Origin of the sequence: Brevundimonas sp. (assembly GCF_046299535.1) — a bacterium.
Classification (GTDB): domain Bacteria; phylum Pseudomonadota; class Alphaproteobacteria; order Caulobacterales; family Caulobacteraceae; genus Brevundimonas.
Genome location: NZ_JBKBIB010000010.1, coordinates 123,712 through 150,293 on the forward strand (window position 1 = coordinate 123,712; position 26,582 = coordinate 150,293).

Here is a 26,582-nt window from a genome sequence, read left to right on the forward strand (position 1 = left end):
CCCGCGCCCCCGTCGATGCGCCAGATCAGAGCAGGGCCGCCGCCGCGAACCCCGCCGCCATGAGAGCGGCTCCGATGACCGTGAACGTCAGCAACCGCCGCTCCACCACCGCCAGCATGGCCGGGCCGAACGTCCGGACCACGAAGGCCACCATGAAGAAGCGCGCGCCCCGCGTCAGCACGGACAGCAGGATGAACAGGGGAAAGCTGAACCCGAAGATGCCTGAGGCGATGGTGACCACCTTGTAGGGCAGCGGCGTGAATCCGCCGATGGCCACGGCCCAGACGCCGTGTTCGTTGAACGTCGCCTGGCTGGCCGCGAAGACATCGGCCTTGCCCATGGCGCCCAGCAGCCACAGGCCCACAGGTTCGAGAAAATAGCCGATCATGTAGCCGGCGACCCCCCCCAGCACCGAGCCGAGGGTGCAGATCGCCGCATAGACATAGGCCCGGTCGGGACGGGCCAGCACCATGGGGGCCAGCATCACGTCGGGCGGCACGGGAAAGAAGGCGCTTTCCGCGAAGGACACGGCGGCCAGCGCCGGAACCGCTCGCCGGTGAGCGGCCAGGCGCAGGGTCCAGTGATACAGTTTGCGCAGCATCGACTGGCCCTACCACGCCTTGATTGAGGGCGTCTTACCCGGATCCGGACCCTGATCGGGGCCGCAGCGCTTGGCGACGGGGGCGCGGATGATTAGGTTCCGGGCCAAATCCCTGCGGCGCGCATGCCGACAGGATATCCGCACTTCAGGGAGAAGACCCATGCACGACGCCCCCCAAACCGACGCCGCCAAGGCTCTGGACGCCGAAAATCCGCTGGGCGTGGACGGCTTCGAATTCGTCGAGTTCACCGGCCCGGACCCCAGCGCCATGATCGCGCGGCTGGAACTGATGGGCTTCACCCAGTCCCATGTGCACCCCCGGACTGACGCGGTGCGCCTGAAGCAGGGCGACATCAACATGATCGTCCACCGCTCGCCCAGGGGTCAGGCCAGGGCGTTCGCCGATGACCACGGCCCCTCGGCCAACGGCATGGCCTTCCGCGTGGCCGATGCGAAAGCCGCCTTCGACGGCGCCGTTTCGCGCGGCGCCAAGCCTGCTGAAGGCCACGACGGCGGCGCTCTGGGCGACGGCTACCCTTATGTGCTGCAGGGCATCGGCGGCTCCCTGCTCTATCTCGTCGACAAATACGGCGACGCCGGTTCGCTGTACGACGGCTGGACCGAGATCGAGGGCTGGCAGGATGCCGAGCGCAAGAACAGTGTCGGCCTGTTCAGCCTCGACCACCTGACCCACAATGTGCGTCGCGGCCAGATGCGCACCTGGTCGGGCTTCTACGGCGACGTCTTCGCCTTCGAGGAGCAGAAATATTTCAACATCAAGGGCAAGGCCACCGGTCTGCTGTCCCAGGCCATGATCGCGCCCGACCGCGCCATCCGCATCCCCCTGAACGAGAGCCAGGACGACAACTCCCAGATCGAGGAATTCCTGCGCCGCTACAACGGCGAGGGCATCCAGCACATCGCCCTGCACACCGACAACATTTTCGAGACCGTCGAGGAGATGAAGCGTCGCGGCATCCCCTTCCAGGACACCATCGAGACCTATTTCGACCTGATCGACAAGCGCCTGCCCGGCCACGGCGAGGACGTGGCCCGCATGCGCGAGAACCGCATCCTGATCGACGGCTCGGACGAGGACGGCATCCTGCTGCAGATCTTCACCCAGGACACCTTCGGTCCGATCTTCTTCGAGATCATCCAGCGCAAGGGCAACCAGGCCTTCGGCGAGGGCAATTTCCAGGCCCTGTTCGACTCCATTGAACTGGACCAGATCCGGCGCGGCGTCATCAAGGTGGACGCCTGATCGAGGGCGCGCGGTGATCGAACCGCCCCGCTGGCTCCCATGGCTGGGCCCGCCGCTGGCGGGTCTGGCCGTGCTGGCCGCCTACGCCCTGATGCCCCGCGCCGATCTCTGGCAACTGGTTCTGATCGGGCTTCTGGTCGGCTTCCTGCCGTATCTTGTGGTGCGCATCTGGCGCTGGCGCGCAGGCCGCCACTGACCTCAAATCGTCATGGCCGGGCTCGGAGTGTGGGGATCACCGGACAAGCCCGGTGATGACGGGCAGAGCAATGAAGGACGTCTTCGCATGAAAACCATCGCCTCGGTCGCAACAGCCGCGACCCTCAGCTTCTCCCTCCTGACAGGCGCCGCCCACGCCCAGGAACGCGCGGCATGGTCCCTGGCCATTCACGGCGGCGCGGGGGTGATCGAGCGGGCCGACCTCAGCCCCGAACAGGACGCCGCCTATCGCGCGGCCCTGTCCACGGCACTGGAGGCGGGGGCGGCGGTGCTGCGCAGCGGCGGCTCGGCCCTCGATGCGGTCCAGGCGGCCATCGCGCTGATGGAGGACGATCCCCTGTTCAACGCCGGGCGCGGCGCGGTCTTCACCGCCGCCGGGGCCAATGAGCTGGACGCGGCCGTCATGGACGGGACAGACCTGAACCTGGGCGCCGTGGCGGGCGTCACACGCACCCGCCATCCCGTGGCCCTGGCCCGCGCCGTCATGGAGCAATCCCCCCATGTCATGCTGATCGGTCAGGGCGCGGACGCCTTCGCCGCCGAACAGGGGCTGGAGCAGGTGGACCCGTCCTGGTTCTTCACCGAGCGCCGCTGGCGCGGTCTGGTCAGCGCGCTCGAGGCGCAGGGTCTGCCGGTCCCCGAACGCCCCGCCGGCGCCCCCTCCGCCGGCGCACAGGCCGACCTGCCCGCCCCGCCCCTGAACGAGCGCAAATTCGGCACCGTGGGCGCCGTGGCGCTGGATTCCGAAGGACGGCTGGCGGCGGCCACCTCCACCGGCGGCATGACCGCCAAGCGCTGGGGCCGGGTCGGGGACGTGCCGGTGATCGGCGCGGGCACCTACGCTTCCAACATCGACGGCTGCGCGGTCTCCGCCACCGGCTCTGGCGAGTACTTCATCCGCGCCACGGTCGCGCGGGATATCTGCGCCCGCACGGCGGGCGCCGCCGGCCTCCAGTCCGCTGCGGACGCGGAAATCGCACAGGTGGGTGAACTGGGCGGTGACGGCGGCGTCATCGCTCTGGATATTCAGGGAAATGTGGTCTTCAGCCTCAACACCTCGGGCATGTACCGGGGCGCCGTATCCTCGGCTTCCGAGGCCCGCGTGGCCATCTACGGCGACGAGGATTGACCATGACCCACGCCTCCAGCATCGACATCGCCGAAAAATTCGCCGCCATCCATGAACACTGGCGACCGAAAGTCGCCGCCCGGTTGAACGGTCAGGACATGCGGCTGGTCAAGATCAAGGGCGAGTTCCCCTGGCACAGCCACCCCGAAGCCGACGAGATGTTTCTGGTCTGGCGGGGCGGCTTCCGGATGGAGTTCCGGGACCGGGCTGTCGATCTGGCCGCCGGACAATTCATCGTCGTGCCGCGCGGGGTTGAGCACCGCCCCGTCGCCGATGAGGAGGCGGAGATCATGCTGTTCGAACCGTCCGAAGTCATCAACACGGGCAATGCGCCGGCGTCGGAATTTACGGCCCCTCAAGGCGTCACCATCTGACCCTGAGCCAGCGCGCGACATCCCCCGGCGTCATCGCCCTGAATATCGAAGGGCACGTGGTGAGGAGCAAGCGCCGGATTTATTTCATCCCGCTCCTTCCCGGCGCCTTACAATGGCCGAGGCGCATCAGGGACAAGACTGGCGATTTCGGACAATTCGTACAATTCGGACTCTGTTTTTTCGGCGCTGAATCCGAAATCAGGGTCTGGTTTCGGACAATTCGGACAATTCGGACCCTGTTTTTCGCGCCCGAGTCTGAACCTTCCTCAAGCGCGAGCCGAGCGATATCCTGACGCCATGACCTCCGAACCCCGCGACATCCCCGGCGTCATCGCCCCGCCGCCCATAATCTTCCTGATCTTTCTGGCGGGGGGCTGGACCCTGGGCAACCTGATCGGCGAGCCCTCCCTGGGCCTGCCGGACCCGTGGCGACGCGGCGTCGCCCTTGTACTGATCGCCACAGGCCTGATCGTCGAGGGCGCGGCGGCGGGCCTGTTCCGGCGCGCGGGCACGGCGGTGGAGCCGTGGAAACCGTCCACCGCCCTGGTCACGGGGGGTGTCTACGCCCTGTCCCGCAACCCGATCTATGTGGGCTTCACCATCATCTACGCCGGCCTGGCCATAGGCCTCGACAGCCCGCTGGCGGCGGCCATGATCCTGCCCTGCCTGATCGTCGTCGACCGCTTCGTCATCATCCGTGAGGAGACCTATCTGCAACGCAAGTTCGGCGCCGCCTACAGCGCCTACACGGACAAGGTGCGCCGATGGCTGTGAACGACGACGAGCTCTCGGCCATGGCCATCGAGGAGCTGGACGCCGCCTGCGGCCTGTCCTGGCCCGAGCTGACCCGCATCACCCCCTGGGGGGACAGCTTCACCGGCTTCGCCCCCTCGGGCCGCGAGGTGGAGATCGAACGCCGCTACATCTGGGCCCACGACCCGCCCGGCGCCGTGCGTGTCGAGGTGGAAGTGCGCGATCCCGGCGCCGGCGAGGGCGCCGAGGCCGGCGCGACCCTGACCAGGGACGCCTCGGAGCCCTGAAATCCCCGTTCGACGACCCTTGTTAACCTTTTCGATTGCCACGCCGCGCTGCTTGGCCAAGATGGCGGTCATCAGGGCATCGGGGGAGTCGCGCCATGTATCCGTCGCAGTTCGACACCCCGGCCGCCGCCTATCCGGCGAGCTCCGACCTGTTGCTCAGCGTGCCGCCTGTAATCCTGTTGCTGTTCCTGCTCCTGCTTCTGCTCGCCCTGCTGTGCGGCTGGTACGCCCGTGAGCAGATGGGACCGAAGCAGAAGGATTCCTGCGAGGCCATCTATGACGACGTCCGCAAGGCGGCCGAAGCGGCCCTGAAGGCCTCTCGCGACGAGGTCCACGCCCGGGCGCGCGGCCTGCTCGCCGTCATGGACCGGCGCCTGGGCGGCGTCCTGGCCCTGGCCGACGGCGCGTCAGGCCCGTGCGCAAGCATCCGCGAGGTGCTGGACGGCAAACCGGAGAAGCCGGAGCCGTGTCACGGCCCGGAGCACGACGAGACAGGAGGCGCGCACGCCGCCGAACTGGTCGTGGTCAATACCGGCAAGCTGGTGGTCCACGCGGGCGGCGGCGGCGAAGCGGGCAAGGGCTGTGAGGCCGGTCACGGCGACAGACCCGACGCCGGCGCTCCGGCGAAGGCGCAGCCCGCGAGGCCTGCCCCCGACCGCCGCGCCGAGATCGAGCGCCTGCGCGCGGCTGTTCACGCCTTCGCCGATCACTGGCGCGACAGGGAGACGCGGCTCCGTGAGCTGCGCCGGGCCCGGGCGAACCTGTGCTGATCGGCTTCCCAAGCCCGCCCATGACCGGTAAGCCTGAGTCATGAAACTCGCATCGCTCAAGCACGGCCGTGACGGCCGCCTCGTGGTCGTCTCCAACGACCTGAACTGGTTCACCGACGCCTTCCTGATCGCCCCGACGCTACAGGCGGCGCTGGATGACTGGGACCGCTGTGAACCGCTCCTGCGCGCCCTGGCCGAAAGCCTGGAGCACGAAGCCGTGCCGCGCGGCCGGTTCCACGAGCGCGACGCCGCCGCCCCCCTGCCCCGCGCCTATCAGTGGGCCGACGGCTCGGCCTATGTGAACCACGTGGCGCTGGTGCGTCAGGCGCGCGGCGCCGAGATGCCCGAGAGCTTCTGGACCGACCCTCTGATGTACCAGGGCGGCTCGGACTCCATGCTGGGCGCCCGCGACCCCATTCCGCTGAAGGACGAAGCCTGGGGCTGCGACCTGGAGGCCGAGATCGTGGTGGTCACCGGCGATGTGCCCCAGGGCGTGACGCGCGAAGAGGCCCTGTCCCACATCCGGCTGATCGGTCTGGTCAACGACGTCTCCCTGCGCAACCTGATCCCCGGCGAACTGGCCAAGGGCTTCGGCTTCGTCCAGTCCAAGCCCGCCAGCGCCCTGTCCCCCGTCTTCGTCACCCCCGACGCGCTGGGAGATCGCTGGAAGGACGGCAAGCTGCACGGCGAGGTGACCGTCACCCTGAACGGCCAGCCCTTCGGCAAGGCCGACGCCGGGGTCGACATGACCTTCGACTTCGGAACCCTGATCGCCCATCTGGCCAGGACCCGCACCCTGGTCGCCGGCTCCATCATCGGCTCGGGCACCGTCTCCAACCGGGACGCCGACGGCGGCCCCGGCAAGCCGGTCAGCGACGGCGGCCTGGGCTACTCCTGCATCGCCGAGGTCCGCACCGTCGAGACCATCCTGCGCGGCAAGGCCGAAACGCCCTTCCTCAAGCATGGCGACACCGTCCGCATCGAGATGCTGGACGACGACCGCCGCACCCTCTTCGGCGCCATCGAGCAGGTGGTGGAGACGGTGTGATGCGGAACCGGGCTCTGTCGGCGGCGGCGATTGCGGCGAGCGCTTTCACTACCTGCGCGGCCGTCGCCCAGACCTGGACGCCTGTCGCCGAAGCTCCGCGGAACGTCGTCGCGGTGTCGGCCGAGTGGGCTTCGGGCGTGCAGATGATCGCCCGCTGCACCGGCCGGCGCGATCTGGAGGTTATGATGACGCTGGGCCAGCCTGTGGTTCAGCCCCACGTCGCCATCAACATCGCGATGGGCGACGCTGAGCCCAAAGAACAGCGCTGGCGGCTATCCGAGGACGGCACGATCCTCTTCGCCCGCCAACCGAGCCACCTGTCTCGCAGCCTCCTTCACCACCAAGACGTGGTGATTGAACTGATGCCCGAAGCAGGCCCCCGCCACCGATATGATATCGACGCGCCCTCCGGGACGGAGAACCTGATCGACGTTCTGACCTCTTGCCGGCATCCGACGACCGCACCCTCCGAGGATAGCGTCAGCACGACCAGCCCGGAGTGGCTCAGACGACCTTCCGGGGAAGATCTGGCACGCCTTTATCCGCGTGAAGCGGCTACAAGCCGGACGCCCGGCGAGGCTCGGATGGAGTGCCGGGTATCTGCGAGCGGACACCTGGAGGACTGCATCATCCTGTCCGAAAGCCCCCCGGGGATGGGCTTTGGCGCTGCAACCATCGCCCTTGCGCCGAACTTCCGAATGACCCCCATTCGAGCGAATGGGCATGCTCATAGCGAAGCGCTGATTCAGATGCCTATCGGCTGGCGCATTCAGTGACAGATTCCTTCCCTCAGGGCTTCCGGCCTGATTTTTGCTTCATCCCGCGCTATAAGGCCCAGCTGAACCGGGGGAGCCATTCATGCGTCGATTTCTGGTCTGGAGCGCGCTGGCGCTGGTGATCGGCCTTGGGCTCGCCGGAGGCGGGTACTGGGCCTACTGGAACTTCTACGCGCGGTTCCAGCCGGTGGTGATCCAGCGGGACCAGGCCGAGATCCAGCGCCTGCTGGACGAGGCCTCATGGATTTCAGCGGGCGGCGGCGGCGAGCCGCTCTACATGGTCGCCTGGCGCGACAGCGCGGCGGCCCAGCGGTATGAGCGCGAGGAATTCCCCAAACTGCGGGCGGCCGGGGTCGAGGCCCGGGTGATCGTGTTCGCGCGGCCCGACCGCGAGGGCCTGGCCCAGTCGACGGCGGCGGAACGGGCCACGGTGGCCGAGATCTGGTTGAGCCGGGACTGGTCGCTCTACGAACGCTGGACCGCCACGCCCGCTCGCAACTGGACCGCCGCGGGCATCCCCGGGGCTGACGGCAATCTGGCGCGCGGCGCCGTGGTCCAGGCGGGGCGTGACTTCGTCGATCGCCTGAACGGCCTGCTGCGCGGCCAGGGGGTGGGGGCGGGCTATCCGCTGATCCTGTGGCGCGACCGCGAGGGCTATCTGAAGGCCTGCGCCTGTTCGGATCCCCGCTCGTGGGCCTTCATCCGCGACGATCTGGACGCGCCGGACCAGACCTCCGCCTCCGCTCCGGGCCGCGGGCCCGCCACGGAGGACGATTTCGGCGCCGAGCCGCTGCCCTATCCGGAGCTGGGCGACCTGCCGCGTATTCCGCCCTCCACGGAGCCTTCGACGAACTCCGCTGTCGATGCGCCGCCCCGTGGAGACGTCGGCGAAGAGACCGCGACGCCCCGCCCCGCGCCAGCCCGGCCGACCACCCCGCGCGAGGCGCCGCGCGCCCAGAAGCAGGAAGACGCCACCTTCTTCTAGCCTAGAGGACGCGTCGGCAGATCTCGATGAGGCGCGCGACGTCGCTCTCGTCCTGATAGAGGCCGAAGCCGAAGCGCAGCACATCGTCGCGCACGTCGGTGATGACATCAGCGTCCTGCAGCCGCGCCTTCCACCCCTGGGCGTCCTTGTGGCGGAAGGCCAGAAAGCGCGCCCTCGGCGCTTCGCCCCGCACCGGATTGAGCAGGGCGGCCTCTTTCAACCGACCGCACCGCCCGGCGGCCACGGCGGTGGCGAACTGGACCTGAAGCGTCCGCGCGTGGGCGGCCACATCGGCCGTGGTCAGGCCTTCCCGGTCCAGCATGCGCCGCACGGCGTTGAAGCGGTACAGGGGCGTGGAGTCGAAGGTGGCGCCCCAGAACCGGCCCGCATCAGCGGTGTAGCCCACGCCGCCCGGCGGGCCCTGCAGGTCGCCGAACTCGGCGAACCAGCCCGTCACCACAGGCCGACGGCCAAAGCCCGGCGGCGCGTGCAGGATGCCCGCCCCCTCGCCGGACATGGCGTATTTGTAGCCGCCGGTGACGTAGAACACCCGGTCCGCCACCGCCGACAGGTCCGTCGGGGCGGCCATGAAGCCGTGATAGCCGTCCACCACCACCCACGGGCCTTCGGGATCGGCCAGGGCGGCCAGATCCTCGACCGCCGCGATCATCCAGCCGGTGCGGAAGAACACCTGGCTGACCAGGATCAGGTGGTGGCCGCCGGCCCGCGCGGCCTCAAGGAACCGGTCCGGGAACGTCTCGAAAGGGGCGATGGGCACGCGGGTAACGACCGCCTCGCCCGCCTCCTCCCAGCGCGCGGCCTGACGGCGGAAGGAGTGGAACTCGCCGTCGGTGGACAGGATGCGGACGGGCTTCTTCTCAACCGCCGAGACGAGCCGGATCAGGAAGTCGTGGGTGTTCTGGGCGAACACCACGGTATCGGACGAGGGCAGGTTCAGTTCGCGCGCCACATGGCCCTGCGCCTCGGGCACGACCTCGCCGAAGATCAGCTCCCACTTGCGGTCCGCGTGACGGTTGGCCTCGGCCCAGGCCCGCACCTGGCCGTCGAAACTGGCGTCGGGCCACAGGTGATGGCTGTGGGCTGCAAAGTGCAGTCGTTTCGGATCGGCGCCGAGAGCGCGGGAGAACAGGGGCTTGTAGCTCACGGGACCTCGCGCGGGGAAACAGGCAGGACCCTAGCCCTATCGTTCCGCCCGGCCCCGCTCAAGCCTCACCGAAGGCGCGCCTCCAGGGCGGCCATGCGCAGCTCCATGCGCTTGATCTCGCGCAGGATCGACAGGGTGTTCATCCGCGACCAGATCCATTGCTTGATGGCGATCTGCATCGTCCAGGCCGCCCAGGCGGCGGCGGCCCACAGGATCAGGTCGCGGGTGGAGGCCGCGCCAAGCATCTTCCATACGGCCCACAGGCCGACCGCCGTGGCAATCAGAGCCACCCCGTTGGCGGCGATGGTCATGGCCCGCATGGGGCCGCGAAAGGTTTCGCCGATCTGGGCGAACAGGCCGCGCTCCTTCTCCAGGCTGTTCAGGAAGGCCTCGTCATCGGCTTCAAGGGCGGCGCGCAGGCGATCAATTTCTCGGGTCATCAGGTGTCTCCGGTCAGGGCCGCCTTGAGCCGGCGGCGGGCGTGGAAGATGCGGGACTTGGCCGTGCCCACGGGCACGCCGACAGCGGCCGCGACCTCGGCCAGGGTCAGGCCCTCGCAGAAGTGCAGGACCGCGGCCGTGCGGTGAGCATGATCGAGGCCGGCCAGCGCGCGGACGAGGTCCAGCCCCTCGGCCTCGCCCCTTGGCAGGTCGGGAACCTGATCCACATCGACCGCCGCTTCGGCGTGGCGGCTGTCGCCCGGATGCGGTCGAGGCAGCGCCGGTTCAGGATGCCGAAGGCCCAGGCCGGAAAGGCGGCCGGATCGTTCAGCCGCGTGACGCCGCGAAAGATCGAGGTCCAGGCGTCCTGAACCGCGTCGCGGGCGCGATCCTCGCTGCGCAGGATGCGGCGAGCGGCGCGCAGCAGACGGGGCTGCCAGCGGGCGGCGAGGCGTTCCCCCGCCCGACGGTCGCCGGCCTGGACCAGCACCACCAGCAGTTCGTCATGAACGCGATCAAGTTCGGATATCGGCACGGACGGCCCCCGCTACGCTTTCACGACCATAGTCGCCCGGGCGCGCCGAAAGGTTCACTCACGCGGCCGATATTTCGGATTTCGGCGCCGAAAAAACAGTGTCTGAATTGTCTGAATTGTTGGAATCGCCCCTCCACGCTACGACGCCAGCATCATAGCCCCGCGAAAAGGGCGGGGGCGTGAAAGGGGCCATTTCCTGCGGCCAGCCCTTGCGGGGCAAGGTATCGGGTGCGGAAAAATGGGGGGCGCTGGCGCGGGTGTCGCCCGCTGCTTTCCTCCGCTCATCCGGGCGAAGGGAGGCGAAGACATGACACCTTCCCCCCCGAGGGGGAGAAGGACGAGTCACAACAAGCGAGCGATCAGACCAGGGCGCCGTGGCAGTGCTTGAACTTGCGGCCGGAGCCGCAGGGGCAGTTGGCGTTGCGGCTGGTGCGCTCCCAGCCCGGGGGCAGGGCGTCCACCGGCAGGCGGGCGCGGTCGTCGCCGGTGAGCGCGCCTTCCGGATTCTGCGCGGCCGGGTTCCTCATCTCGTTCTCGCCGGTCAGCGGATTGAGGTGGATCTCCTGGAAATCGCCGACCGGAGGCGGCGGGGCCTCGAAGCGGAACTCCACCGTCATGACCCAGCGGGTCACGTTGTGGCGCAGATTGGTCAGCAGGGTCTCGAACAGGGAGAAGGCTTCAGTCTTGTACTCGTTCAGCGGGTCCCGCTGGCCGTAGCCTCGCAGGCCGATAACGCCGCGCAGATGGTCGAGATGGACCAGATGCTCGCGCCACTGCATGTCGATCATCTGCAGCAGGAACTGGCGTTCCAGCCCGCGCATCTGACCGGCGCCGATCTGGGCCTCGCGCTCCACCGCGCGGGCTTCGGCGGCGGCCTGCAGGCGCTCCTCGATCTCCTCGTTGGACACGCCTTCCTCGGCGGCCCAGGCGCGGACGGGCACGTCCAGACCCAGGAGCCTCGTGACCTCCTCCTCAAGGCCGTCGATGTCCCACTGCTCGGCGTAGGCCTTGGGCGGGATGTGCGTTTCGACCAGGTCCGACACCGTGTCGCGGCGGAACTCGGCCACCATTTCCGACAGATCCTCGGTGTCGAGGAATTCCTGGCGCTGTTCGAACACCGCCTTGCGCTGGTCGTTCACGACGTCGTCGTACTTGAGCAGGTTCTTGCGGATTTCGTAATTGCGCTGCTCGACACGCTTCTGGGCCGTTTCGACCGCCCGGTTCAGCCACGAGTGGCTGATGGCCTCGCCCTCGGCGACCTTGAAGGTCTCCATGATGGAGGCCAGACGGTCGCCGGCGAAGATGCGCAGCAGGTCGTCGTCGGTGGACAGGTAGAATTTGGAGGTGCCGGGGTCGCCCTGACGGCCCGTCCGGCCACGGAGCTGATTGTCGATGCGGCGGCTTTCGTGGCGCTCGGTGCCCAGCACGAACAGGCCGCCGGCCTCCAGCGCCGCCTGCTTGTTCTGTTCGATGTCCGCCTGGAGACGGGCGGATTCGGCGGCCTCCAGCTCGGGCGTGATTTCATTGCCCATGGCGCGCTGTTCCTGGATCCAGCGCGACATGCGCATCTCCAGGTTGCCGCCCAGCTGGATGTCGGTGCCGCGGCCGGCCATGTTGGTGGCGATGGTCACCGCGCCAGGCAGGCCCGCGTCCGCGACGATGAAGGCTTCCTGTTCGTGGTGGCGCGCGTTCAGCACATTGTGCGGCACGCCCTTGCCGCTCTTCACCTCGACGGTGAAGGCGTCGACGCCCAGTTTGTCCAGCAGCTTCGCGCCGGTGGGGTCGGTCTCAAGTTCCGAACGGGTCCAGATCGGCTTGATGCGCCGCCCGCCCGCCAGCTGGCTGGCCTTGTCCAGCGCCTCGGGCTTGAGCCGCCAGACCTCCACTTCCCAGGCGTGGTTCTGCAGCAGTTCCGACAGTTTTTCGGACTTCTCGATGGACACGGTGCCCACCAGGATCGGCTGTCCGGCCGCGTGACGGTCGGCGATGGTCTTCGCCACCGCCAGGAATTTCTCGGCCGAGGTGCGATAGACCTCGTCGTCATGGTCGATGCGCTGGATCGGCCGGTGGGTCGGCACTTCCAGCACGTCCATCTTGTAGATGTCGTGGAACTCGGACGCCTCGGTGGCGGCGGTGCCGGTCATGCCCGCCAGCTTCTCGTACAGACGGAAATAGTTCTGGATCGTCACCGAGGCCAGGGTCTGGTTCTCGGGCTGGATCTTGACGCCTTCCTTGGCCTCGATGGCCTGGTGCAGGCCCTCGGACAGGCGGCGGCCCTGCATGATGCGGCCGTTGAACTCGTCGATCAGCAGGATCTCGCCGCCCTTGACGATATAGTCCTTGTCGCGCTGGTACAGGGTGTTGGCGCGCAGGGCCTGGTTCACATGGTGCACCAGGGTGACGTTGACCGCGTCATAGAGGTCAAGGGAGTCCTCGGCCAGCAGGCCACGTTCCCTGAGGATGTCCTCGACCCGCTCGGAACCGAGCTCGGACAGCAGCGCCTGACGCTGCTTCTCGTCGTGGTCGTAGGTCTCCTTGTCCTTGATCAGTTCCTTAACGATGCCGTCGACGGTCAGGTACAGTTCCGACCGGTCATCGGTGGGCCCCGAGATGATCAGGGGCGTGCGCGCCTCGTCGATGAGGATGGAGTCCACCTCATCGACGATGGCGAAGTGGTGACTGCGCTGGACCATCTCGCGCCGGTCATAGACCAGGTTGTCGCGCAGATAGTCGAAACCGAACTCGTTGTTGGTGCCGTAGGTGATGTCCGCGGCGTAGGACGCCTGGCGCTGGCCCTGGGACAGGCCGTTGACGATGACGCCCACCTCCATGCCCAGGAACCGGTAGACCCGGCCCATCCATTCGGCGTCGCGGCGGGCCAGATAGTCGTTGACGGTGATGACGTGCACGCCCTTGCCTGACAGGGCGTTCAGATAGACCGGGGCAACAGCCACCAGGGTCTTGCCCTCGCCGGTGCGCATCTCGGCGATGCCGCCGTCATGAAGGATCATGCCGCCGGCCAGTTGCACGTCGAACTGGCGTTGACCCAGCACACGCCTCGACGCCTCGCGCGCCACGGCGAAGGCCTCGTTGAGAATCTTGTCCAGACTCTCGCCGCCGGCGATGCGGTCGCGGAAGGCCTGCGTCATCATGCGCAGTTCGTCGTCGCTGAGCGCCTCCATCTTCGGCTCCAGCGCATTGATGCGCTGGACCCTTGCCATGAAGGACTTGACCTGGCGGTCGTTGGAGGAACCGAGAAACTTTTTGGCGAAGCCGAGCATGAAAAATCCGGTCAGGCGGTCGAGCGGGCGCCCGTTCTGTCAGGGCGAGGGCCCAGGGAGGGTCGGCGGACGACGCCATGGCCGTGGGACGAAGAACCTCCGCCGGCCAAGTCCACAAGGGAATTCGAGGCCGCGCGATCCATCGAAAATCCCTCGACTTGGGCGCGGGCGAGACTTAAGCACCGCCCTATCCCCTGTCAACGCGAGGGCTTTTGCGGCACGGTTCCGCAAAAGGCCGGAACGGCCCCGCATCATGGAGCTCGACATGCGCCGAAGCGTCTCACGGAGCCTGTCCGGACTGGCTGTCATGGCCATGATTCTGGTCGTAGCGGCCTGCGGTCGCGGCGGGGGAGACGAGAGCCCGCCCGAGCCGGGCGACCGCGCCGTGGCGCGGGTGGAGGGGGCCGCCATCTGGGCCTCGGACGTCAAGCGCGAAGCGGTGGCCCAGGGCCTGATCGGCGAAGGCGAACCCCTCGACATGACCTCGGATCTGTTCCGGCGGGTGCTGGACGAGGTGATCGACCAGAAGCTTCTTGCGCGGGAGGCGGAACGGCGCGGCCTGGCGGACAGCCCGCTGGCCCAGCGGCGGCTGGAAGCCACCCGCGAGCGCATTCTGGGCGACATGCTGGTGGAAACCACGGTCAACCGCGCCATTTCGGACCAGGCGGTGCAGACCCTTTATCAGGAACAGCTGCGTCTGGCCCGGAACTCCGAGGAAATCCGGCTGCGCCTGATCCTGGCGGCCACGCGGGAGGACGCCGACGCCGTGCGCGGCATGCTGGCCACCGGGGCCAATTTCGAGCAACTGGCCATGGAGCGATCCACGGACGAGGCCACCCGGTTCTCCGGCGGGGACCTGGGCTATTCGACCCTGGACGTCATGCCCGCGACCTATGCCGCAGCCCTCAGGAACGCCGCCGCAGGAGACACCGTCGGCCCGTTCGAGGCGGAGGGCGGCTGGGCCGTCCTGCGGGTCGAGGACCGGCGCCGCGAGACGCCGCCGACCCTTGAACAGGCCCGCCCCCAGATCGTGCGCTACCTGACCTATGAAGAGGTACGCCGCCTGCTGGAGCAGCTTCGCGGCCGCGCCGAGGTGGAGGTGATGCTGACCGGCGATCCCCTGGCCGTGCCCGGCGCGCCCGAAGAGCCGGACTCCGCCCCTCCCGCCGCTGCCCAGGATGGAGAGCCCGCGTGAGCAAGTCGGACAACGGCGTTTCGTCTTCCATAAAAAAGGGCCTGGACCCTCTGGCCACCGCCCTGAAACGGGTCACGCCGGCCAAGCCGACAGCCGGCCGGACGCCCGCGCCCACGGGCAAGCCGGGACTGGCGGTGTCGCCGCTGGCCACGCCTTTCCCGCAGATTCCGCCCATCGCGGGGGTCGAGATCGCCACCGCGCGCGCCGGGTTCTACAAGCATGACCGCCATGACCTGACGGTGTTTCGCTTCGCCGAAGGCACCAGTTGCGCCGGGGTCTTCACCCGGCACCAGGTGGGCTCCGCGCCGGTGGACTGGTGCCGCCGTCATCTGGAAGCCGACAACGGCGGCCAGAACGTGCGCGCCCTGGTCGTCAACGCCGGCTGCGCCAACGCCTTCACCGGAAAGGCCGGCGGCGATGCGGCCCGGCGCACGGCCTCGGCGGCGTCCAAGCGCTTCGACTGTCGTCAGCGGGACGTGATGCTGGCCTCCACCGGCGTGATCGGCGTCCTGCTGGATGATCGAAAGATCGCCGCACGCATGGCGGATATCGAGGCGGGGCTGACGGCGGACGGCTGGGAGGCCGCGGGCCAGGCGATCATGACCACCGACACCTTCCCCAAGGGCGCGTTCGCGGAGGCGAAGATCGAGGGGGTGACGGTGCGCATCGCCGGCATCGCCAAGGGCTCGGGCATGATCGCCCCGGACATGGCCACCATGCTGGCCTTCATCGTCACCGACGCGGACATTCATCCGAACGTGCTGCGCGCCCTGCTGAACCTGCATGTGCGCACCACCTTCAACAGCGTGACCGTGGACGGGGACACCTCCACCAACGACACCTGCCTGCTGTTCGCCACGGGAGCCTCGGGCGCCCCGCGCATCGGGCGGGTGGGCGACCGGCGGCTGGCGGATTTCAGCCGGGCGCTGGACGCGGTGATGCTGGATCTGGCCCACCAGTTGGTGCGCGACGGCGAGGGCGCGACCAAATTCGTCAAGGTGACGGTGGAGAACGCCCGCTCGCCGGGCTCGGCCCGCAAGCTGGCCCGCTCCATCGCCGACAGCCCGCTGGTCAAGACCGCCATCGCGGGCCAGGACGCCAACTGGGGCCGCGTGGTGATGGCCGTGGGCAAGACCGACGAGCCGGTGGACCGCGACCGCCTGTCGATCCGCTTCGGGCCCCACTGGGCCGCCCGGGACGGGGCTCCGGCGTCCGACTACGACGAGGCGACCATGAGCGCCTACATGAAGAAGCCGGAGCTGGAGATCACCGTCGACGTGGGCTCTGGCCGGGCTTCGGCCACCGTCTGGACCTGCGATCTGACCAAGGGCTACATCGAGATCAACGGCGATTACCGCTCGTGACCACCCCTCTGCCGACCCTCCTCGTCGTCGCCGCCGCCCTGATCGACGCAGACGGGCGCGTGCTGATCGCCCAGCGGCCCGAAGGCAAGCAGATGGCGGGGCTGTGGGAGTTTCCCGGCGGCAAGGTGGAGCCGGGCGAGCGGCCCGAACAGGCCCTGATCCGCGAACTGCGCGAGGAGCTCGGCGTCGAGACGAAGGAAGCCTGCCTGGCCCCGTTCGTTTTCGCCAGCCACGCTTACGATTCACTTCACCTGTTGATGCCACTGTATCTGTGCAGACGCTGGGAGGGCGTGGTGACGCGCCATGAGCACGCCGCCCTGGCGTGGGTCAGGCCGAACCGCATGTCGGACTATCCCATGCCCCCCGCCGACGCACCGCTGGTCGCGTATCTGCGCGACCTCCTGTGACCTGAACCGCGGAGGGCGGCATGAAACGGTTTGTGCGTCGGCTGGCCTCGGACGAGCGCGGAGCCACGGCCATTGAATACGGCCTGATCTGCGCCCTGATTTTTCTGGTCATCATCGGGGCGGTGACCCTGTTCGGCGAAAACGCCACCGGGGTGTTCATAGGGGCGGCCAACGCCGTGTCCGGCGCGGCCTCGGGGGGCTAGCCGCCCGCCCCTCGCTGGAAGCTCTCCACCAGCGATCCGGCCACCAGCCGCCAGCCGTCCACCAGCACGAAGAAGATCAGCTTGAACGGCAGGCTGATGATCACCGGCGGCAGCATCATCATGCCCATGGACATCAGCACGCTGGCCACCACCAGGTCGATGACCAGGAAGGGTACGAACAGCAGGAAGCCGATCTCGAACGCCCGCTTGAGTTCCGAGATCATGAAGGCGGGCGTGACCACGCGCAGCGGCAGATCCTGCACATTCTCCGGCGGATCGATGCGCGACATGCGCGTGAACAGCTCCAGATCACGCGGCCCCACCTGGTCCAGCATGAAGGCCTTGACCGGTTCGGACGCCGCGTCGAACGCCTGGGGCAGCTCCATCTGCTGGTCCATGAGGGGCCGGATCCCGGAGTCGTAGGCCGCCTGCCAGGTGGGCGCCATGACGATGGCCGACAGGAACAGGGCCAGGGACACCAGAACCGCATTGGGCGGCGACTGCTGCATGCCCAGGGCGGTGCGGAGCAGCGACAGCACAACGACGATGCGGATGAAACTGGTGGTCATGATGACGATGGACGGCGCCAGCGAAAGGACCGTGATCAGGCCCACCAGCTGGACCACGCGCTCGGTTAGGCCGGCGCCGGTGCCCAGATCGATATTGATGGCCGATCCCGACTGCGCCGCCTCCTGGGCGATGGCCGCCACGGGCAGGATCAGGCCCAGGGTCAGGCTGACCAGGGTGACGATCAGCGACAGGCGCAGGGCGCGCTTCAGTTCGGCGCGGGTGGGGAGACAGACGACCTTTTGCCGGCCCGGCCCGGGAAGGGCGGCCATCGTGCGCGAGCTCCTCACGACCCGCCGCCCTTCCCGCGCGGCTCGATCAGTTCCTTGCCTTCACCCAGCAGGATCAGGCGCTCCTCGTCATCGACCCGGATCAGGACCAGACGGCGGGCGGGATCCAGGACCAGAGTCTCGACCACCTTCATGCGTCGCTCGCCGCGCGGCCCCTGAAACCGCTCCATCAGGCCCGGCGCGTAGCGCCGAATGGCGTAGGCCGCCAGGCCGATCAGCCCCAGGGTGATGGCCAGGCCCAGCATGGCGCGCGCGAAATCGAGAAAACCCATGGAGAGACCGGCCCCGCCCGGCCACATGCCGGATTCGGGCTTCAGCATTAAGGATCGTGGTTAATGACCGGTTGAGGAAACCCCCTGTTAACCATGGACCCGGCATTTTTGGCCCAGTAGCCATTGTGGCGGGACTCCCATGCGCCTGGACGACATTCCCCTGTTTGACGCCATTCGCGGCCGGCTTGGCTGGCTGGAAGAGCGCCAGCGGATCATCGCCCAGAACGTGGCCAACTCCGACACGCCGGGCTTCGCCGCCCGTGATCTGCGCGCGCCGGACGATTTCGCCCACGCCCTGGCCCGCCAGACGCAAGGGGTGGGCATGATGCGCACCAGCGCCGCCCACATCGCGCTGGAGCCCCAACGCGCGGCGCGCTTCGCCTCCATGACCTCGCCGGATTCGGAAACGACCCTGGACGGCAATTCCGTGGTGGTGGAGGAGCAGATGCTGCGGATGGCCGAAAGCCGGATGGCCCACGACGCGGCTATCGGATTCTACCAGAAGTCCATGAACATGCTTCGCATGGCGGCCAGAAAGCCCGGTGCGGGCTAGGAGATGACCAATGCCTGATCCCGTTCCGCCCCGGAACCCGACCATGAACATCGCGGCCTCGGCGTTGCGCGCCCAGCAGTCGCGCATGCGCATCATCGCCGAGAACATCGCCAACGCCCAGTCCACCGCCCTGGTGGCGGGCGGCGAGCCCTACCGCCGCCAGATGCCCGTGTTCCAGACGCAGGCCCTGGACGGCGGGACCGGCGTCCGGCTGGCCCAGGTGCGGCCGGACATGGGAGAATTCCGCATGGAGCATGACCCCTCGCACCCGGCCGCGAACGCCGAGGGCTATGTCATGCGGCCCAATGTGGACTCCCTGATCGAGGCCATGGACATGCGCGAGGCGCAGCGGGCGTACGAGGCCAATCTGAACGTCATCGAGACGGCGCGGGCCATGGACACCCGCACTCTCGACCTGCTGAAGCGATAGGAGGCCTGAGCCATGAACCCCATGATGGCGATGCGAGCCTACGCAGCCGCGCAAGGGACGGCCGCGCCTTCCGCTCCCGGCGGAAACGTCTCCCCGGCGGGCGGTTCGGAATTCTCGAACCTGCTGCAATCGGTCATGGGCGACACGGTCCAGCAGACCCGGGCCGCCGAAACCCAGATGTCGTCAGCGGTCCAGGGCCGCGCCGAGCTGATCGACGTGGTCACGGCCGTCACCTCGGCCGAGGCCTCGCTGGAAACCGTCATGGCCGTGCGCGACCAGGTCATCAGCGCCTATCAGGAAATCATGCGCATGCCGATCTGAGGCCCCCGCCTCATCGGCGCGGCGGCCCGCTCCGGCACCACTGCGACGCCACCCATTTGACCCCCCGGGTGGGCGGCAGGCCCGCGTGGCGGGTGCGCGTGTCGACGCGGCCGTCCGGCAAGGTGTTCGCCCACATCAGGGCGTCGCCGCGCGCACCCCTGTGCCGCAGCCCCGTGCTCTCGAAGGCCGTTTCACCGCCGCCGTAGTCTTCGTTCAGATAGACCAGAACCGTCGCGATGCGCTGGCCCTTTCGGGCCATATCCTCGGCAAGGCCCGGCTGGACGGGCGTCAGATAGTCCACGTGCCAGTCGAAGGTTTCGCCTGTGTCGTAGCGCAGCACCTGTAACGGCTCCAGACCATGAGCCGGCAGCCCCGTCGCCCGGATGACCCGCTCGCGCAGAAGAACCATGACCATATCCAGCGCCCACAGGTCGAAGGCGCACGCGCTGTTCGTGCGCACGCCCTCGCGCCGCCCCTCCCCTGTGGCCGGATCATAGACCTCGGCGGGTCCGAGCCGGTCCGCCGCCCTCCGGATGATCCAGTCGCAGGCCTCAGCGGGAAGGAAGCCGGGGATCGACAGCACATGAGGCCCCTGTGAGATGGTTACGGGTCGCGGCGGGGCCAGCCACGATGCAAGATCGACTTTCGGCGCGGCCTGATCCCAGGCCGCCGCGTCGGCTCGCTCCGCCGCGTGACGCGCGGCCTCCGGCGCGAGGACGGCGAGCTGGCCGCGGGCCGATCCGGATCCCAACGCCGCGGCGCGGGCCAGTTGTTCCAGGGACAGGGACCAGTCCGGCGCCATGCGAAAGCCCACCGCCGCCAGCACTGCGAGCCGAAGGGCGGATTCGGCGTCGCCGTCGTCTGACGCCAGGCGCAGTTCAGCGGGATCGGGCGGAAGGGTGGGATCGATCATGAACATGCTTTAGCGCGGGGCGCCCGCGACGCCAAAATCTCTCAAAGGCTCGCCAAGTCGCGCGAAGGTCGTCTAGACATTCGGCCGCGGCGCGCGTGCCGCGAAGCTGCCCGTTGGACATTTCACATGAAGCGCATCCTGTTGGCGAGCGTCGCCGCACTGGCCATCGGTTGTCCGTCATTCGCGCAGGAGCCATCGCCCGCCCCGGCGCCCGAGCCCGTTCCCGCCGATCAGCCGCAGGACAGGGACAGCCCCGAACAGCAGGAGCAGGAGCCGCGCCCCGTCGAGCAGGAACTGGCGCAGCAGGAAGCCCTGGGATCGGGTCCCACCGAACCGCCGCCCGGCGCCGATGAAACGGACGAGACCTGGGACGTGAACAATCCCATGGGCCCGGCCCGCGACATTCCCATTGACGTCACCCAGGGCACCTGGATGTCGGTGGACGTCAGCCCGGACGGAACCGAGATCGTCTTCGACATGCTGGGCGACCTCTATGTCATGCCCATCGGCGGGGGACAGGCGACCAATCTGACCTCCGGCGTGGCGTGGGACATGCATCCGCGCTGGTCGCCGGACGGACGCTCCATCGCCTTCACCTCGGACCGGGGCGGCGGCGACAACATCTGGACCATCGACCGGACCAGCGGCGAAACCACCCAGATCACGCGCGAGACCTTCCGCCTGCTGAGCCAGCCCGACTGGACGCCGGACGGACAGTTCATCGTGGCGCGCAAGCACTTCACCTCCGCCCGCTCGCTGGGCGCCGGCGAGATGTGGCTGTACCACCGCTCCGGCAGCGGGTCCGGTGTTCAGCTGACCGAGCGCCGCACGCAACAGAAGGACTCGGGCGAGCCTGTCTTCTCGCCCGACGGGCGCTACCTGTACTTCAGCGACGACGCCACGCCGGGCGGGACGTTCGAATACAGCAAGGACCCCAACGGCCAGATCTATGTGATCCAGCGTCTGGACCGGGAGACCGGCGAGGTGGCGCCCTACGTGACCGGACCGGGCGGCGCGATCCGCCCCACGCCCTCGCCCGACGGCCGCTGGCTCGCCTTCATCCGGCGGATCCGGTACCAGTCGACCCTGTATCTGATGGACATCGAGTCCGGCCGCGAAATCCCCATCTACAGCGGCCTCGACCGCGACCTGCAGGAGACCTGGGCCATCCACGGGGTCTATCCGGGCATCAGCTGGACCCCGGACAGCGGCGCCATCGTCTTCTGGGCCGGCGGCGACATCCGGCGTATCGACGTGGCCAGCCGTCAGGTCACGGACATTCCGTTCCGCGTCACCGACACCCGGCGGGTGCAGGACGCCCTGCGCCGCCCGGTGGAAGTGGCGCCGGAGCAGTTCGACGTGCGCATGGTCCGCTGGGCCACCACCTCGCCGGACGGCCGCCGCGCGGTGTTCGAAGCGCTGGGCCAGCTGTGGGTGCGTGACCTGCCGACGGGGCAGGCGCGCCGCCTGACCCGCCAGAACGATCATTTCGAGCTGTATCCGTCCTGGTCCCGCGACGGGCGCTCCATCGTCTACACCACCTGGAGCGACGACGAGCTGGGGACCATCCGCGTGGTTCCGGCCTCGGGCGGAAACGGACGCGTCGTCAGTCAGGGACCGGGGCACTATGTGGAGCCGACCTTCTCGCCGGACGGCCGCACCATCGTCTACCGGACGGTGTCAGGCGGCGGTTTGCGCTCGGGCCTCTACAGCCGTGACACCGGCATCTACGCCATGCCTGCGGGCGGCGGGGCTCCGACCCTGGTCGTCGCTTCGGGTTCGCAACCCCAGTTCGGCGCCGCCAGCGACCGTCTGTTCTTCACGGCCCCGGGCGCGGAGGGCGTGCGCGCGTTCCGCTCCATCGACCTGGACGGCTCTGACGAGCGCACCCACCTGACCAGCCAGTACGCGGCCGAGTTCTCCATCTCGCCCGATCAGAACTGGATCGCCTGGACCGAGCGCTTCAACCCCTATGTGGCCCCCTTCATCGGCACGGGCCGGGGCGTGTCGCTCAGCGCCGGCGGCGGGGCCCTGCCCCAGACGCGGGTCACGCGCGACGCGGGCGAGTGGCTGCACTGGTCCGGCGATTCCAGCCGCCTGCAGTGGTCCCTGGGGCCCGAGCTGTTCTCACGCAATCTCAACGAGGCCTTCGCCTTCGTGGACGGCGCGCCGGAGGCCCTGCCCGAGCCGCCCCAGCGCGGGATCAATCTGGGCTTCAGCCACCCGACGGCGGCGCCCGACGGCGTGCTGGCCCTGACCGGCGCCCGACTGATCACCATGAACGGCGACGAGGTGATCGAGAACGGGACCATCGTCATCGACGGCAACCGGATCGCCGCGGTCGGCCCTGCCGGCTCGGTCACGGTCCCGGCCGGCGCGCGGACGGTGGATGCGTCCGGCGCCACCATCATCCCCGGCCTCATCGACGGCCACTGGCACGGTTCAATGGGGGCCAACGAGATCATCCCGCAGCAGAGCTGGGTGAACTATGCCTCCCTGGCCTTCGGGGTCACGACGATCCACGACCCGTCCAACGACACCAGCGAGATCTTCGCCCACAGCGAACTGGCGCGGGCGGGCAGGGTGCTGGGACCGCGCATCTTCTCCACCGGCACGATCCTGTACGGGGCGGCCACGCCCTTCACGGCGGTGGTGGAGGATCTGGATGACGCCCGGTCCACCCTGCGCCGGATGCAGGCGGCGGGCGCCTTCAGCGTCAAGAGCTACAACCAGCCGCGCCGGGACCAGCGCCAGCAGATCATCCAGGCCGCGCGCGAACTGGACATGATGGTGGTGCCCGAGGGCGGTTCGCTGTTCCAGCACAACATGACCATGATCGTGGACGGTCACACCACCATCGAACACGCCATTCCGCTGGCCCGCCTGTATGACGACGTGCACCAGCTGTGGAGCCAGACGGGCGTGGCCTACAATCCGACCCTGACCGTGGCCTACGGCGGCAACTGGGGCGAAAACTACTGGTATCAGGAAAGCGAGGTGTGGCGGAACGAGCGCCTGCTGCGCTTCGTGCCCCGCCGCATCGTGGACGCCCGCTCGCGCCGCCCCGTGCACGTGCCGGAAAACGAACTGAACCACATCTCGGTCGCCCGGGAGGCCGCGCGCCTGGCCGAACTGGGCGTGCCGGTCCTGCTGGGCCCGCACGGCCAGCGCGAGGGTCTGGGCGCCCACTGGGAGATGTGGATGCTGGAGCAGGGCGGCATGAGCCCGCACCAGGCGCTGCAGGCCGGCACCATCCAGGGCGCCCGCGCCCTGGGTATGGACCGGGACATCGGATCACTGGAGCCCGGCAAGCTGGCCGATCTGGTGGTGCTGTCCGCGAACCCGCTGGAGAACCTGCGGAACTCCACCTCGATCCGCTACACCGTGATCAACGGCCGCATCTTCGACGACAACATGGATGAAGTGGGCGGCCAGCCCCGTCGCCCGTTCTGGTTCGAGGGCGAGGACGGCGAGACCCTGGCCCCGGACGAGACCATCGGCCACGTCCACGGGCACGACCACGGCGAGCACTGACCCGGAAGCCCTCTTCCCCCGAGGGGCAAGAGGGTCCGCTTCTAGCCCCGCGCCAGCCGCATGAATTCCTCGCGGGTGCGGGGGTCGTCGCGGACCACGCCGATCAGGTGGCTGGTGGTCAGGCTGGCGCCGGGCACATCGACGCCCCGCATGGTCATGCAGCTGTGCTCGGCCTCGATGACCACCCCGACGCCCTCGGGACGCAGCACCTCATGGATGGTGCGGGCGATCTCGGCGGTCATCTTCTCCTGGATCTGCAGGCGCCGCGCGAAGCCGCGCACCACCCGGGCCAGTTTGGAGATGCCCACCACCCGGTCGGTGGGCAGATAGCCCACGTGCGCCTTGCCCACCACGGGCAGCATGTGGTGCTCGCAGAAGCTGACAAAGCGGATGTCCTTGAGGACCACCAGTTCGTCATAGCCGCCCACCTCCTGGAAGGTGCGCTCCAGATATTCGCGCGGATCGACCTCGTAGCCGGCGAACAGTTCGCGGTAGCTGCGCGCCACGCGTGCGGGGGTGTCGAGCAGCCCTTCGCGGGCGGGATCGTCCCCGGCCCAGCGGATCAGGGTGCGCACGGCGGCTTCGGCTTCGGTCTGGGAGACGGGAGCAGTTTCGTCAGTCATGGGGCGACCCTTAGCTGATCGTGTCTGGGAGGGTCCATTCGTGCGGACGTTTTCGATACGGATTCCTGCGAGAAACGGATGCGCACGGTCGATCCTAACCCGCTGTTAACCATGACCCCGGCATTTTCTGCCCGGTGTATTGTCGACGGACGGGGCTGAGCGCGTGACGGGGACCGAGGTGATGGATGTGGGGCGCGACGCCCTGTGGCTGACCATCCAGCTGGCCTCCCCCATCCTGATCGTGGGCCTGATCGTGGGCGTCACCATCGGCCTGTTCCAGGCCCTGACGCAGATTCAGGAAGCCACCCTGATCTTCGCCCCCAAGATCATCGCCATCTTCGTCTCCCTGCTGCTGCTGCTGCCGCTGATGGGCGCCCTGATGGGCGGGTTCTTCCAGCAGATCACCGAACGCATCGCGGGCATGTAGCAGGCATGGAGCCTTACGCAGCCGCCGATCAGGTCTGGGCCGGCGGACTGATCTTCGCCCGGGTCGGCGCCCTGTTGATGATGATTCCAGGCATCGGCGAGGCCTATGTGCCGCCCCGCATCCGCCTGTCCCTGGCCCTGCTGGTGTCCATCGCCCTTGCGCCCGTGGTGGTGGGCTACCTGCCGCCCCTGCCCGCCAATGTGAGCGGGGTCGCCGGCTGGGTGATCCGCGAGGTCGCCACCGGGCTGATGATCGGGGCCCTGTTGCGGATGATGCTGTCGGCGCTGGCCGTGGCGGGAGAGACGGTGTCCATGCAGATCACCCTGGGTTTCGCCCAGACCGCCAATCCGCTCCAGGCGCAGCCCGGCTCGACGCTGGCCGCCTTCCTGACGCTGTTCGGCGTGACCCTGATTTTCGCCACCGACACCCACCACCTGTTCATCGCCGGGCTTGCGGGCAGCTACGAGGTGATCCCTCCCCTCAGCCCCCTGTTGCTGGAGGATTTCGCCACCATGGCGGTGCGCACCGTCGGCGACAGCTTCCTGCTGGGAGTTCAACTGGCGGCCCCGGTCCTGGTCTTCGCCCTGATCTTCAACCTCGCCTCGGGGCTGGTGGGACGGGTCATGCCCCAGTTCCAGATTTTCTTCGCCACGGCGCCGCTCAGCGTCATCCTGGGCCTGTCGGTCTTCACCCTCAGCCTGGGCGTGATCGGCACGGTGTTCATCGAACGCTTCCGCACCATGGCCGCCGGCTTCGCCGGAGGCGCGGGTGGCTGAGGAAAAGGAGCAGGACTCCAAGACAGAAGAGGCGACCCCGCGAAAGCTCGATGAGGCGCGCAAAAAGGGCGACGTCGCCAAGACCCCGGACCTGGCCAGTTGGTTGTCCCTGCTCGGCGCCTCGGCGGTGATCCTGATCGGGGGCGGCTGGTTCACCACCCACCTGGCGCAGGAACTGATGCCCTTCATCGCCGCCCCTCACGCCATGGTCGGCGCCTTTCAGGCCGGGGCCGGGGTCGAGATCGGCGCCCGCGCCGTGTGGGCGACGGCGCCCCTGCTCGGCGCCCTGGCCCTGGGGACCATCGTCGGCGGCGCGGGCGGCAACCTGATCCAGTCCGGGTTCCTGTTCACCGGGGAAAAGCTCAAGCCCAAGCTGGAGAAGATCTCGCCGCTGAAGGGGGCCAAGCGCATTTTCGGGCCGGACGGCCTGATGAACTTTTTCAAGACGTTCCTGAAGCTTGTCGCCACGGTCGCCATCGCATGGGTCGTGCTGCGGCCCCACACCCGCGAGCTGGAGGCGCTGGCGGCCATGAGTCCGGCGGCCATTCTGCCCATGGCCCGGGATCTGGCGGTGGCCATTCTGGGAGCGACCCTGGTTTTTCTGGGCGTAACCGCCCTCGCCGACTGGATGTGGCAGCGCCACCGCTTCGCCCGGCGCATGCGCATGACCCGCGAGGAACTGAAGGACGACTACAAGCAGGTCGAGGGCGACCCGCACGTCAAGGCGAAGCTGAAGCAGATTCGCGCCCAGAAGGGCCGCCAGCGGATGATGCAGAATGTGCCGGACGCCACGGTGATCGTGACCAACCCGACCCACTATTCCGTGGCGCTGAAATACGACCCCGGCAAGGATGCGGCGCCGCTCTGCGTGGCCAAGGGCGTCGACGCCCTTGCCCTCAAGATCCGGGAAGTCGCCCGCGACCACAAGGTGCCCATCATCGAGGACGTGCCCCTGGCGCGCGCCCTTTACGCCACCGTGGAGGTGGACGAGGTCATTCCCCGGGAACACTTCGAGGCGGCCGCACGGGTGATCGGCTTCGTCCTCAACGGCCGCAAGCGCCGATGACGTGCAAACAGCGTATG

The 26,582-nt window shown here is 68.4% G+C and carries 30 protein-coding genes and 1 pseudogene; 21 read left to right on the plus strand and 10 right to left on the minus strand.

Annotated features, from left to right (window positions below; translation table 11 throughout):
* Positions 1-25: 25 nt before the first annotated feature.
* Positions 26-601, minus strand: a complete 576-nt coding sequence (locus ACK4FB_RS10115) for a YqaA family protein (protein WP_409751414.1) — start codon at positions 599-601, stop codon at positions 26-28.
* A 160-nt stretch (positions 602-761) separates the two neighbouring features.
* On the opposite strand from ACK4FB_RS10115, the gene hppD reads away from it, so the two are divergent.
* The 10 genes from hppD (at position 762) to ACK4FB_RS10165 (ending at position 8,203) form a co-directional block, all read left to right on the plus strand.
* Positions 762-1,865, plus strand: coding sequence for a 4-hydroxyphenylpyruvate dioxygenase (hppD, locus tag ACK4FB_RS10120; protein ID WP_409751417.1), 1,104 nt, complete (start codon positions 762-764; stop codon positions 1,863-1,865).
* A 13-nt stretch (positions 1,866-1,878) separates the two neighbouring features.
* On the plus strand, positions 1,879-2,061 hold the full coding sequence (locus ACK4FB_RS10125; protein WP_409751420.1) for a hypothetical protein: 183 nt from the start codon (positions 1,879-1,881) through the stop codon (positions 2,059-2,061).
* Between the two features lie 87 nt (positions 2,062-2,148).
* Entirely contained in the window at positions 2,149-3,210 is a 1,062-nt protein-coding gene (locus tag ACK4FB_RS10130; protein ID WP_409751422.1) for an isoaspartyl peptidase/L-asparaginase family protein, read from the plus strand.
* A gap of 2 nt (positions 3,211-3,212) precedes the next feature.
* Positions 3,213-3,584 (plus strand): cupin domain-containing protein, encoded by a 372-nt coding sequence (locus ACK4FB_RS10135; RefSeq protein WP_409751425.1) that lies wholly within the window; start codon positions 3,213-3,215, stop codon positions 3,582-3,584.
* A gap of 297 nt (positions 3,585-3,881) precedes the next feature.
* Positions 3,882-4,358: a methyltransferase family protein gene (locus ACK4FB_RS10140; RefSeq protein WP_409751428.1), complete on the plus strand. Its 477-nt coding sequence runs from the start codon at positions 3,882-3,884 to the stop codon at positions 4,356-4,358.
* On the plus strand, positions 4,349-4,624 hold the full coding sequence (locus ACK4FB_RS10145; protein WP_409751431.1) for a hypothetical protein: 276 nt from the start codon (positions 4,349-4,351) through the stop codon (positions 4,622-4,624). Before ACK4FB_RS10140 ends, ACK4FB_RS10145 begins: the two co-directional genes overlap by 10 nt.
* 95 nt (positions 4,625-4,719) lie before the next feature.
* Entirely contained in the window at positions 4,720-5,394 is a 675-nt protein-coding gene (locus ACK4FB_RS10150) for a hypothetical protein (protein ID WP_409751434.1), read from the plus strand.
* 40 nt (positions 5,395-5,434) lie between these two features.
* Entirely contained in the window at positions 5,435-6,442 is a 1,008-nt protein-coding gene (locus ACK4FB_RS10155) for a fumarylacetoacetate hydrolase family protein (RefSeq protein WP_409751437.1), read from the plus strand.
* Positions 6,442-7,218, plus strand: coding sequence for a TonB family protein (locus ACK4FB_RS10160; RefSeq protein WP_409751439.1), 777 nt, complete (start codon positions 6,442-6,444; stop codon positions 7,216-7,218). The genes ACK4FB_RS10155 and ACK4FB_RS10160 overlap by 1 nt, the downstream gene beginning before the upstream one ends.
* 82 nt (positions 7,219-7,300) lie before the next feature.
* Entirely contained in the window at positions 7,301-8,203 is a 903-nt protein-coding gene (locus ACK4FB_RS10165; protein ID WP_409751442.1) for a hypothetical protein, read from the plus strand.
* Position 8,204: 1 nt separating this feature from the next.
* On the opposite strand, the gene ACK4FB_RS10170 is transcribed toward ACK4FB_RS10165, so the two are convergent.
* From ACK4FB_RS10170 to secA, 5 genes and pseudogenes are all read right to left on the minus strand, one after another.
* Positions 8,205-9,368 (minus strand): aminotransferase class V-fold PLP-dependent enzyme, encoded by a 1,164-nt coding sequence (locus tag ACK4FB_RS10170; protein WP_409751444.1) that lies wholly within the window; start codon positions 9,366-9,368, stop codon positions 8,205-8,207.
* 65 nt (positions 9,369-9,433) lie between these two features.
* Positions 9,434-9,808 (minus strand): DUF6768 family protein, encoded by a 375-nt coding sequence (locus tag ACK4FB_RS10175; RefSeq protein ID WP_409751447.1) that lies wholly within the window; start codon positions 9,806-9,808, stop codon positions 9,434-9,436.
* The gene (locus tag ACK4FB_RS10180; RefSeq protein WP_409751450.1) at positions 9,808-10,035 is read right to left on the minus strand and encodes an RNA polymerase sigma factor; all 228 of its coding nucleotides are present in this window, start codon (positions 10,033-10,035) and stop codon (positions 9,808-9,810) included. Before ACK4FB_RS10180 ends, ACK4FB_RS10175 begins: the two co-directional genes overlap by 1 nt.
* A gap of 35 nt (positions 10,036-10,070) precedes the next feature.
* Positions 10,071-10,343: pseudogene (locus ACK4FB_RS10185) on the minus strand (RNA polymerase sigma factor); the annotation flags it as partial.
* Between the two features lie 359 nt (positions 10,344-10,702).
* Positions 10,703-13,624, minus strand: coding sequence for a preprotein translocase subunit SecA (secA, locus tag ACK4FB_RS10190; protein ID WP_409751453.1), 2,922 nt, complete (start codon positions 13,622-13,624; stop codon positions 10,703-10,705).
* Positions 13,625-13,889: 265 nt separating this feature from the next.
* Between secA and ACK4FB_RS10195 the strand changes: the two genes are divergently transcribed.
* Genes ACK4FB_RS10195 through ACK4FB_RS10210 form a run of 4 tightly spaced genes read left to right on the plus strand, consistent with a single transcriptional unit; the run spans position 13,890 to position 16,793 of the window.
* On the plus strand, positions 13,890-14,819 hold the full coding sequence (locus ACK4FB_RS10195; RefSeq protein WP_409751456.1) for a peptidyl-prolyl cis-trans isomerase: 930 nt from the start codon (positions 13,890-13,892) through the stop codon (positions 14,817-14,819).
* Entirely contained in the window at positions 14,816-16,183 is a 1,368-nt protein-coding gene (gene argJ / locus ACK4FB_RS10200) for a bifunctional glutamate N-acetyltransferase/amino-acid acetyltransferase ArgJ (RefSeq protein ID WP_409751459.1), read from the plus strand. Before ACK4FB_RS10195 ends, argJ begins: the two co-directional genes overlap by 4 nt.
* Positions 16,184-16,191: 8 nt before the next feature.
* Complete coding sequence (locus tag ACK4FB_RS10205; RefSeq protein WP_409751549.1) at positions 16,192-16,590, plus strand: (deoxy)nucleoside triphosphate pyrophosphohydrolase; 399 nt, start codon at positions 16,192-16,194, stop codon at positions 16,588-16,590.
* A 20-nt stretch (positions 16,591-16,610) separates the two neighbouring features.
* Positions 16,611-16,793 carry a Flp family type IVb pilin gene (locus ACK4FB_RS10210; protein ID WP_409751462.1) on the plus strand — a complete coding sequence of 61 codons (183 nt, stop codon included), beginning with the start codon at positions 16,611-16,613 and terminating at the stop codon, positions 16,791-16,793.
* Here the strand turns inward: ACK4FB_RS10210 and fliP are convergent.
* On the minus strand, positions 16,790-17,632 hold the full coding sequence (fliP, locus tag ACK4FB_RS10215) for a flagellar type III secretion system pore protein FliP (protein ID WP_409751465.1): 843 nt from the start codon (positions 17,630-17,632) through the stop codon (positions 16,790-16,792). The genes ACK4FB_RS10210 and fliP overlap by 4 nt on opposite strands.
* Positions 17,633-17,646: 14 nt before the next feature.
* A complete protein-coding gene (locus ACK4FB_RS10220; RefSeq protein WP_409751552.1) occupies positions 17,647-17,922 on the minus strand; it encodes a FliO/MopB family protein in 276 nt (91 codons plus the stop codon).
* Between the two features lie 139 nt (positions 17,923-18,061).
* Here ACK4FB_RS10220 and flgB point away from each other — a divergent pair, with 139 nt between their 5' ends.
* Genes flgB through ACK4FB_RS10235 form a run of 3 tightly spaced genes read left to right on the plus strand, consistent with a single transcriptional unit; the run spans position 18,062 to position 19,226 of the window.
* Positions 18,062-18,475 carry a flagellar basal body rod protein FlgB gene (gene flgB / locus ACK4FB_RS10225; RefSeq protein WP_409751467.1) on the plus strand — a complete coding sequence of 138 codons (414 nt, stop codon included), beginning with the start codon at positions 18,062-18,064 and terminating at the stop codon, positions 18,473-18,475.
* Positions 18,476-18,485: 10 nt separating this feature from the next.
* Positions 18,486-18,905, plus strand: coding sequence for a flagellar basal body rod protein FlgC (gene flgC, locus ACK4FB_RS10230; RefSeq protein ID WP_409751470.1), 420 nt, complete (start codon positions 18,486-18,488; stop codon positions 18,903-18,905).
* A 12-nt stretch (positions 18,906-18,917) separates the two neighbouring features.
* Positions 18,918-19,226, plus strand: coding sequence for a flagellar hook-basal body complex protein FliE (locus ACK4FB_RS10235; RefSeq protein WP_409751473.1), 309 nt, complete (start codon positions 18,918-18,920; stop codon positions 19,224-19,226).
* A 10-nt stretch (positions 19,227-19,236) separates the two neighbouring features.
* Here ACK4FB_RS10235 and ACK4FB_RS10240 read toward each other — a convergent pair whose 3' ends face one another.
* On the minus strand, positions 19,237-20,139 hold the full coding sequence (locus tag ACK4FB_RS10240; protein WP_409751476.1) for a 2OG-Fe(II) oxygenase: 903 nt from the start codon (positions 20,137-20,139) through the stop codon (positions 19,237-19,239).
* 126 nt (positions 20,140-20,265) lie between these two features.
* Between ACK4FB_RS10240 and ACK4FB_RS10245 the strand changes: the two genes are divergently transcribed.
* Entirely contained in the window at positions 20,266-23,673 is a 3,408-nt protein-coding gene (locus tag ACK4FB_RS10245; protein ID WP_409751479.1) for an amidohydrolase family protein, read from the plus strand.
* A 41-nt stretch (positions 23,674-23,714) separates the two neighbouring features.
* On the opposite strand, the gene folE is transcribed toward ACK4FB_RS10245, so the two are convergent.
* Positions 23,715-24,296: a GTP cyclohydrolase I FolE gene (folE, locus tag ACK4FB_RS10250; RefSeq protein ID WP_292106531.1), complete on the minus strand. Its 582-nt coding sequence runs from the start codon at positions 24,294-24,296 to the stop codon at positions 23,715-23,717.
* 163 nt (positions 24,297-24,459) lie between these two features.
* Between folE and fliQ the strand changes: the two genes are divergently transcribed.
* From fliQ to flhB, 3 genes are read left to right on the plus strand one after another with little or no spacing between them, the layout of a single operon-like run.
* Entirely contained in the window at positions 24,460-24,723 is a 264-nt protein-coding gene (gene fliQ / locus ACK4FB_RS10255) for a flagellar biosynthesis protein FliQ (protein ID WP_409693014.1), read from the plus strand.
* 5 nt (positions 24,724-24,728) lie between these two features.
* On the plus strand, positions 24,729-25,499 hold the full coding sequence (fliR, locus tag ACK4FB_RS10260; RefSeq protein ID WP_409751483.1) for a flagellar biosynthetic protein FliR: 771 nt from the start codon (positions 24,729-24,731) through the stop codon (positions 25,497-25,499).
* Positions 25,492-26,565 (plus strand): flagellar biosynthesis protein FlhB, encoded by a 1,074-nt coding sequence (flhB, locus tag ACK4FB_RS10265; RefSeq protein WP_409751486.1) that lies wholly within the window; start codon positions 25,492-25,494, stop codon positions 26,563-26,565. Before fliR ends, flhB begins: the two co-directional genes overlap by 8 nt.
* Positions 26,566-26,582 lie beyond the last annotated feature (17 nt).

Bases quoted from the DNA above. Each gene is read 5' to 3' on its own strand.
- ACK4FB_RS10135 (WP_409751425.1), top strand. From the start codon at position 3,213: ATGACCCACGCCTCCAGCATCGACATCGCCGAAAAATTCGCCGCCATC.
- flgB (WP_409751467.1), top strand. From the start codon at position 18,062: ATGCGCCTGGACGACATTCCCCTGTTTGACGCCATTCGCGGCCGGCTT.
- hppD (WP_409751417.1), top strand. From the start codon at position 762: ATGCACGACGCCCCCCAAACCGACGCCGCCAAGGCTCTGGACGCCGAA.
- ACK4FB_RS10210 (WP_409751462.1), top strand. From the start codon at position 16,611: ATGAAACGGTTTGTGCGTCGGCTGGCCTCGGACGAGCGCGGAGCCACG.
- ACK4FB_RS10115 (WP_409751414.1), bottom strand. From the start codon at position 601: ATGCTGCGCAAACTGTATCACTGGACCCTGCGCCTGGCCGCTCACCGG.
- ACK4FB_RS10130 (WP_409751422.1), top strand. From the start codon at position 2,149: ATGAAAACCATCGCCTCGGTCGCAACAGCCGCGACCCTCAGCTTCTCC.
- fliP (WP_409751465.1), bottom strand. From the start codon at position 17,632: ATGGCCGCCCTTCCCGGGCCGGGCCGGCAAAAGGTCGTCTGTCTCCCC.
- ACK4FB_RS10235 (WP_409751473.1), top strand. From the start codon at position 18,918: ATGAACCCCATGATGGCGATGCGAGCCTACGCAGCCGCGCAAGGGACG.
- ACK4FB_RS10160 (WP_409751439.1), top strand. From the start codon at position 6,442: ATGCGGAACCGGGCTCTGTCGGCGGCGGCGATTGCGGCGAGCGCTTTC.
- folE (WP_292106531.1), bottom strand. From the start codon at position 24,296: ATGACTGACGAAACTGCTCCCGTCTCCCAGACCGAAGCCGAAGCCGCC.
- ACK4FB_RS10245 (WP_409751479.1), top strand. From the start codon at position 20,266: ATGAAGCGCATCCTGTTGGCGAGCGTCGCCGCACTGGCCATCGGTTGT.
- ACK4FB_RS10175 (WP_409751447.1), bottom strand. From the start codon at position 9,808: ATGACCCGAGAAATTGATCGCCTGCGCGCCGCCCTTGAAGCCGATGAC.
- ACK4FB_RS10195 (WP_409751456.1), top strand. From the start codon at position 13,890: ATGCGCCGAAGCGTCTCACGGAGCCTGTCCGGACTGGCTGTCATGGCC.
- ACK4FB_RS10220 (WP_409751552.1), bottom strand. From the start codon at position 17,922: ATGGGTTTTCTCGATTTCGCGCGCGCCATGCTGGGCCTGGCCATCACC.
- fliR (WP_409751483.1), top strand. From the start codon at position 24,729: ATGGAGCCTTACGCAGCCGCCGATCAGGTCTGGGCCGGCGGACTGATC.
- ACK4FB_RS10240 (WP_409751476.1), bottom strand. From the start codon at position 20,139: ATGATCGATCCCACCCTTCCGCCCGATCCCGCTGAACTGCGCCTGGCG.
- flgC (WP_409751470.1), top strand. From the start codon at position 18,486: ATGCCTGATCCCGTTCCGCCCCGGAACCCGACCATGAACATCGCGGCC.
- ACK4FB_RS10140 (WP_409751428.1), top strand. From the start codon at position 3,882: ATGACCTCCGAACCCCGCGACATCCCCGGCGTCATCGCCCCGCCGCCC.
- secA (WP_409751453.1), bottom strand. From the start codon at position 13,624: ATGCTCGGCTTCGCCAAAAAGTTTCTCGGTTCCTCCAACGACCGCCAG.
- ACK4FB_RS10145 (WP_409751431.1), top strand. From the start codon at position 4,349: ATGGCTGTGAACGACGACGAGCTCTCGGCCATGGCCATCGAGGAGCTG.
- ACK4FB_RS10165 (WP_409751442.1), top strand. From the start codon at position 7,301: ATGCGTCGATTTCTGGTCTGGAGCGCGCTGGCGCTGGTGATCGGCCTT.
- ACK4FB_RS10150 (WP_409751434.1), top strand. From the start codon at position 4,720: ATGTATCCGTCGCAGTTCGACACCCCGGCCGCCGCCTATCCGGCGAGC.
- ACK4FB_RS10155 (WP_409751437.1), top strand. From the start codon at position 5,435: ATGAAACTCGCATCGCTCAAGCACGGCCGTGACGGCCGCCTCGTGGTC.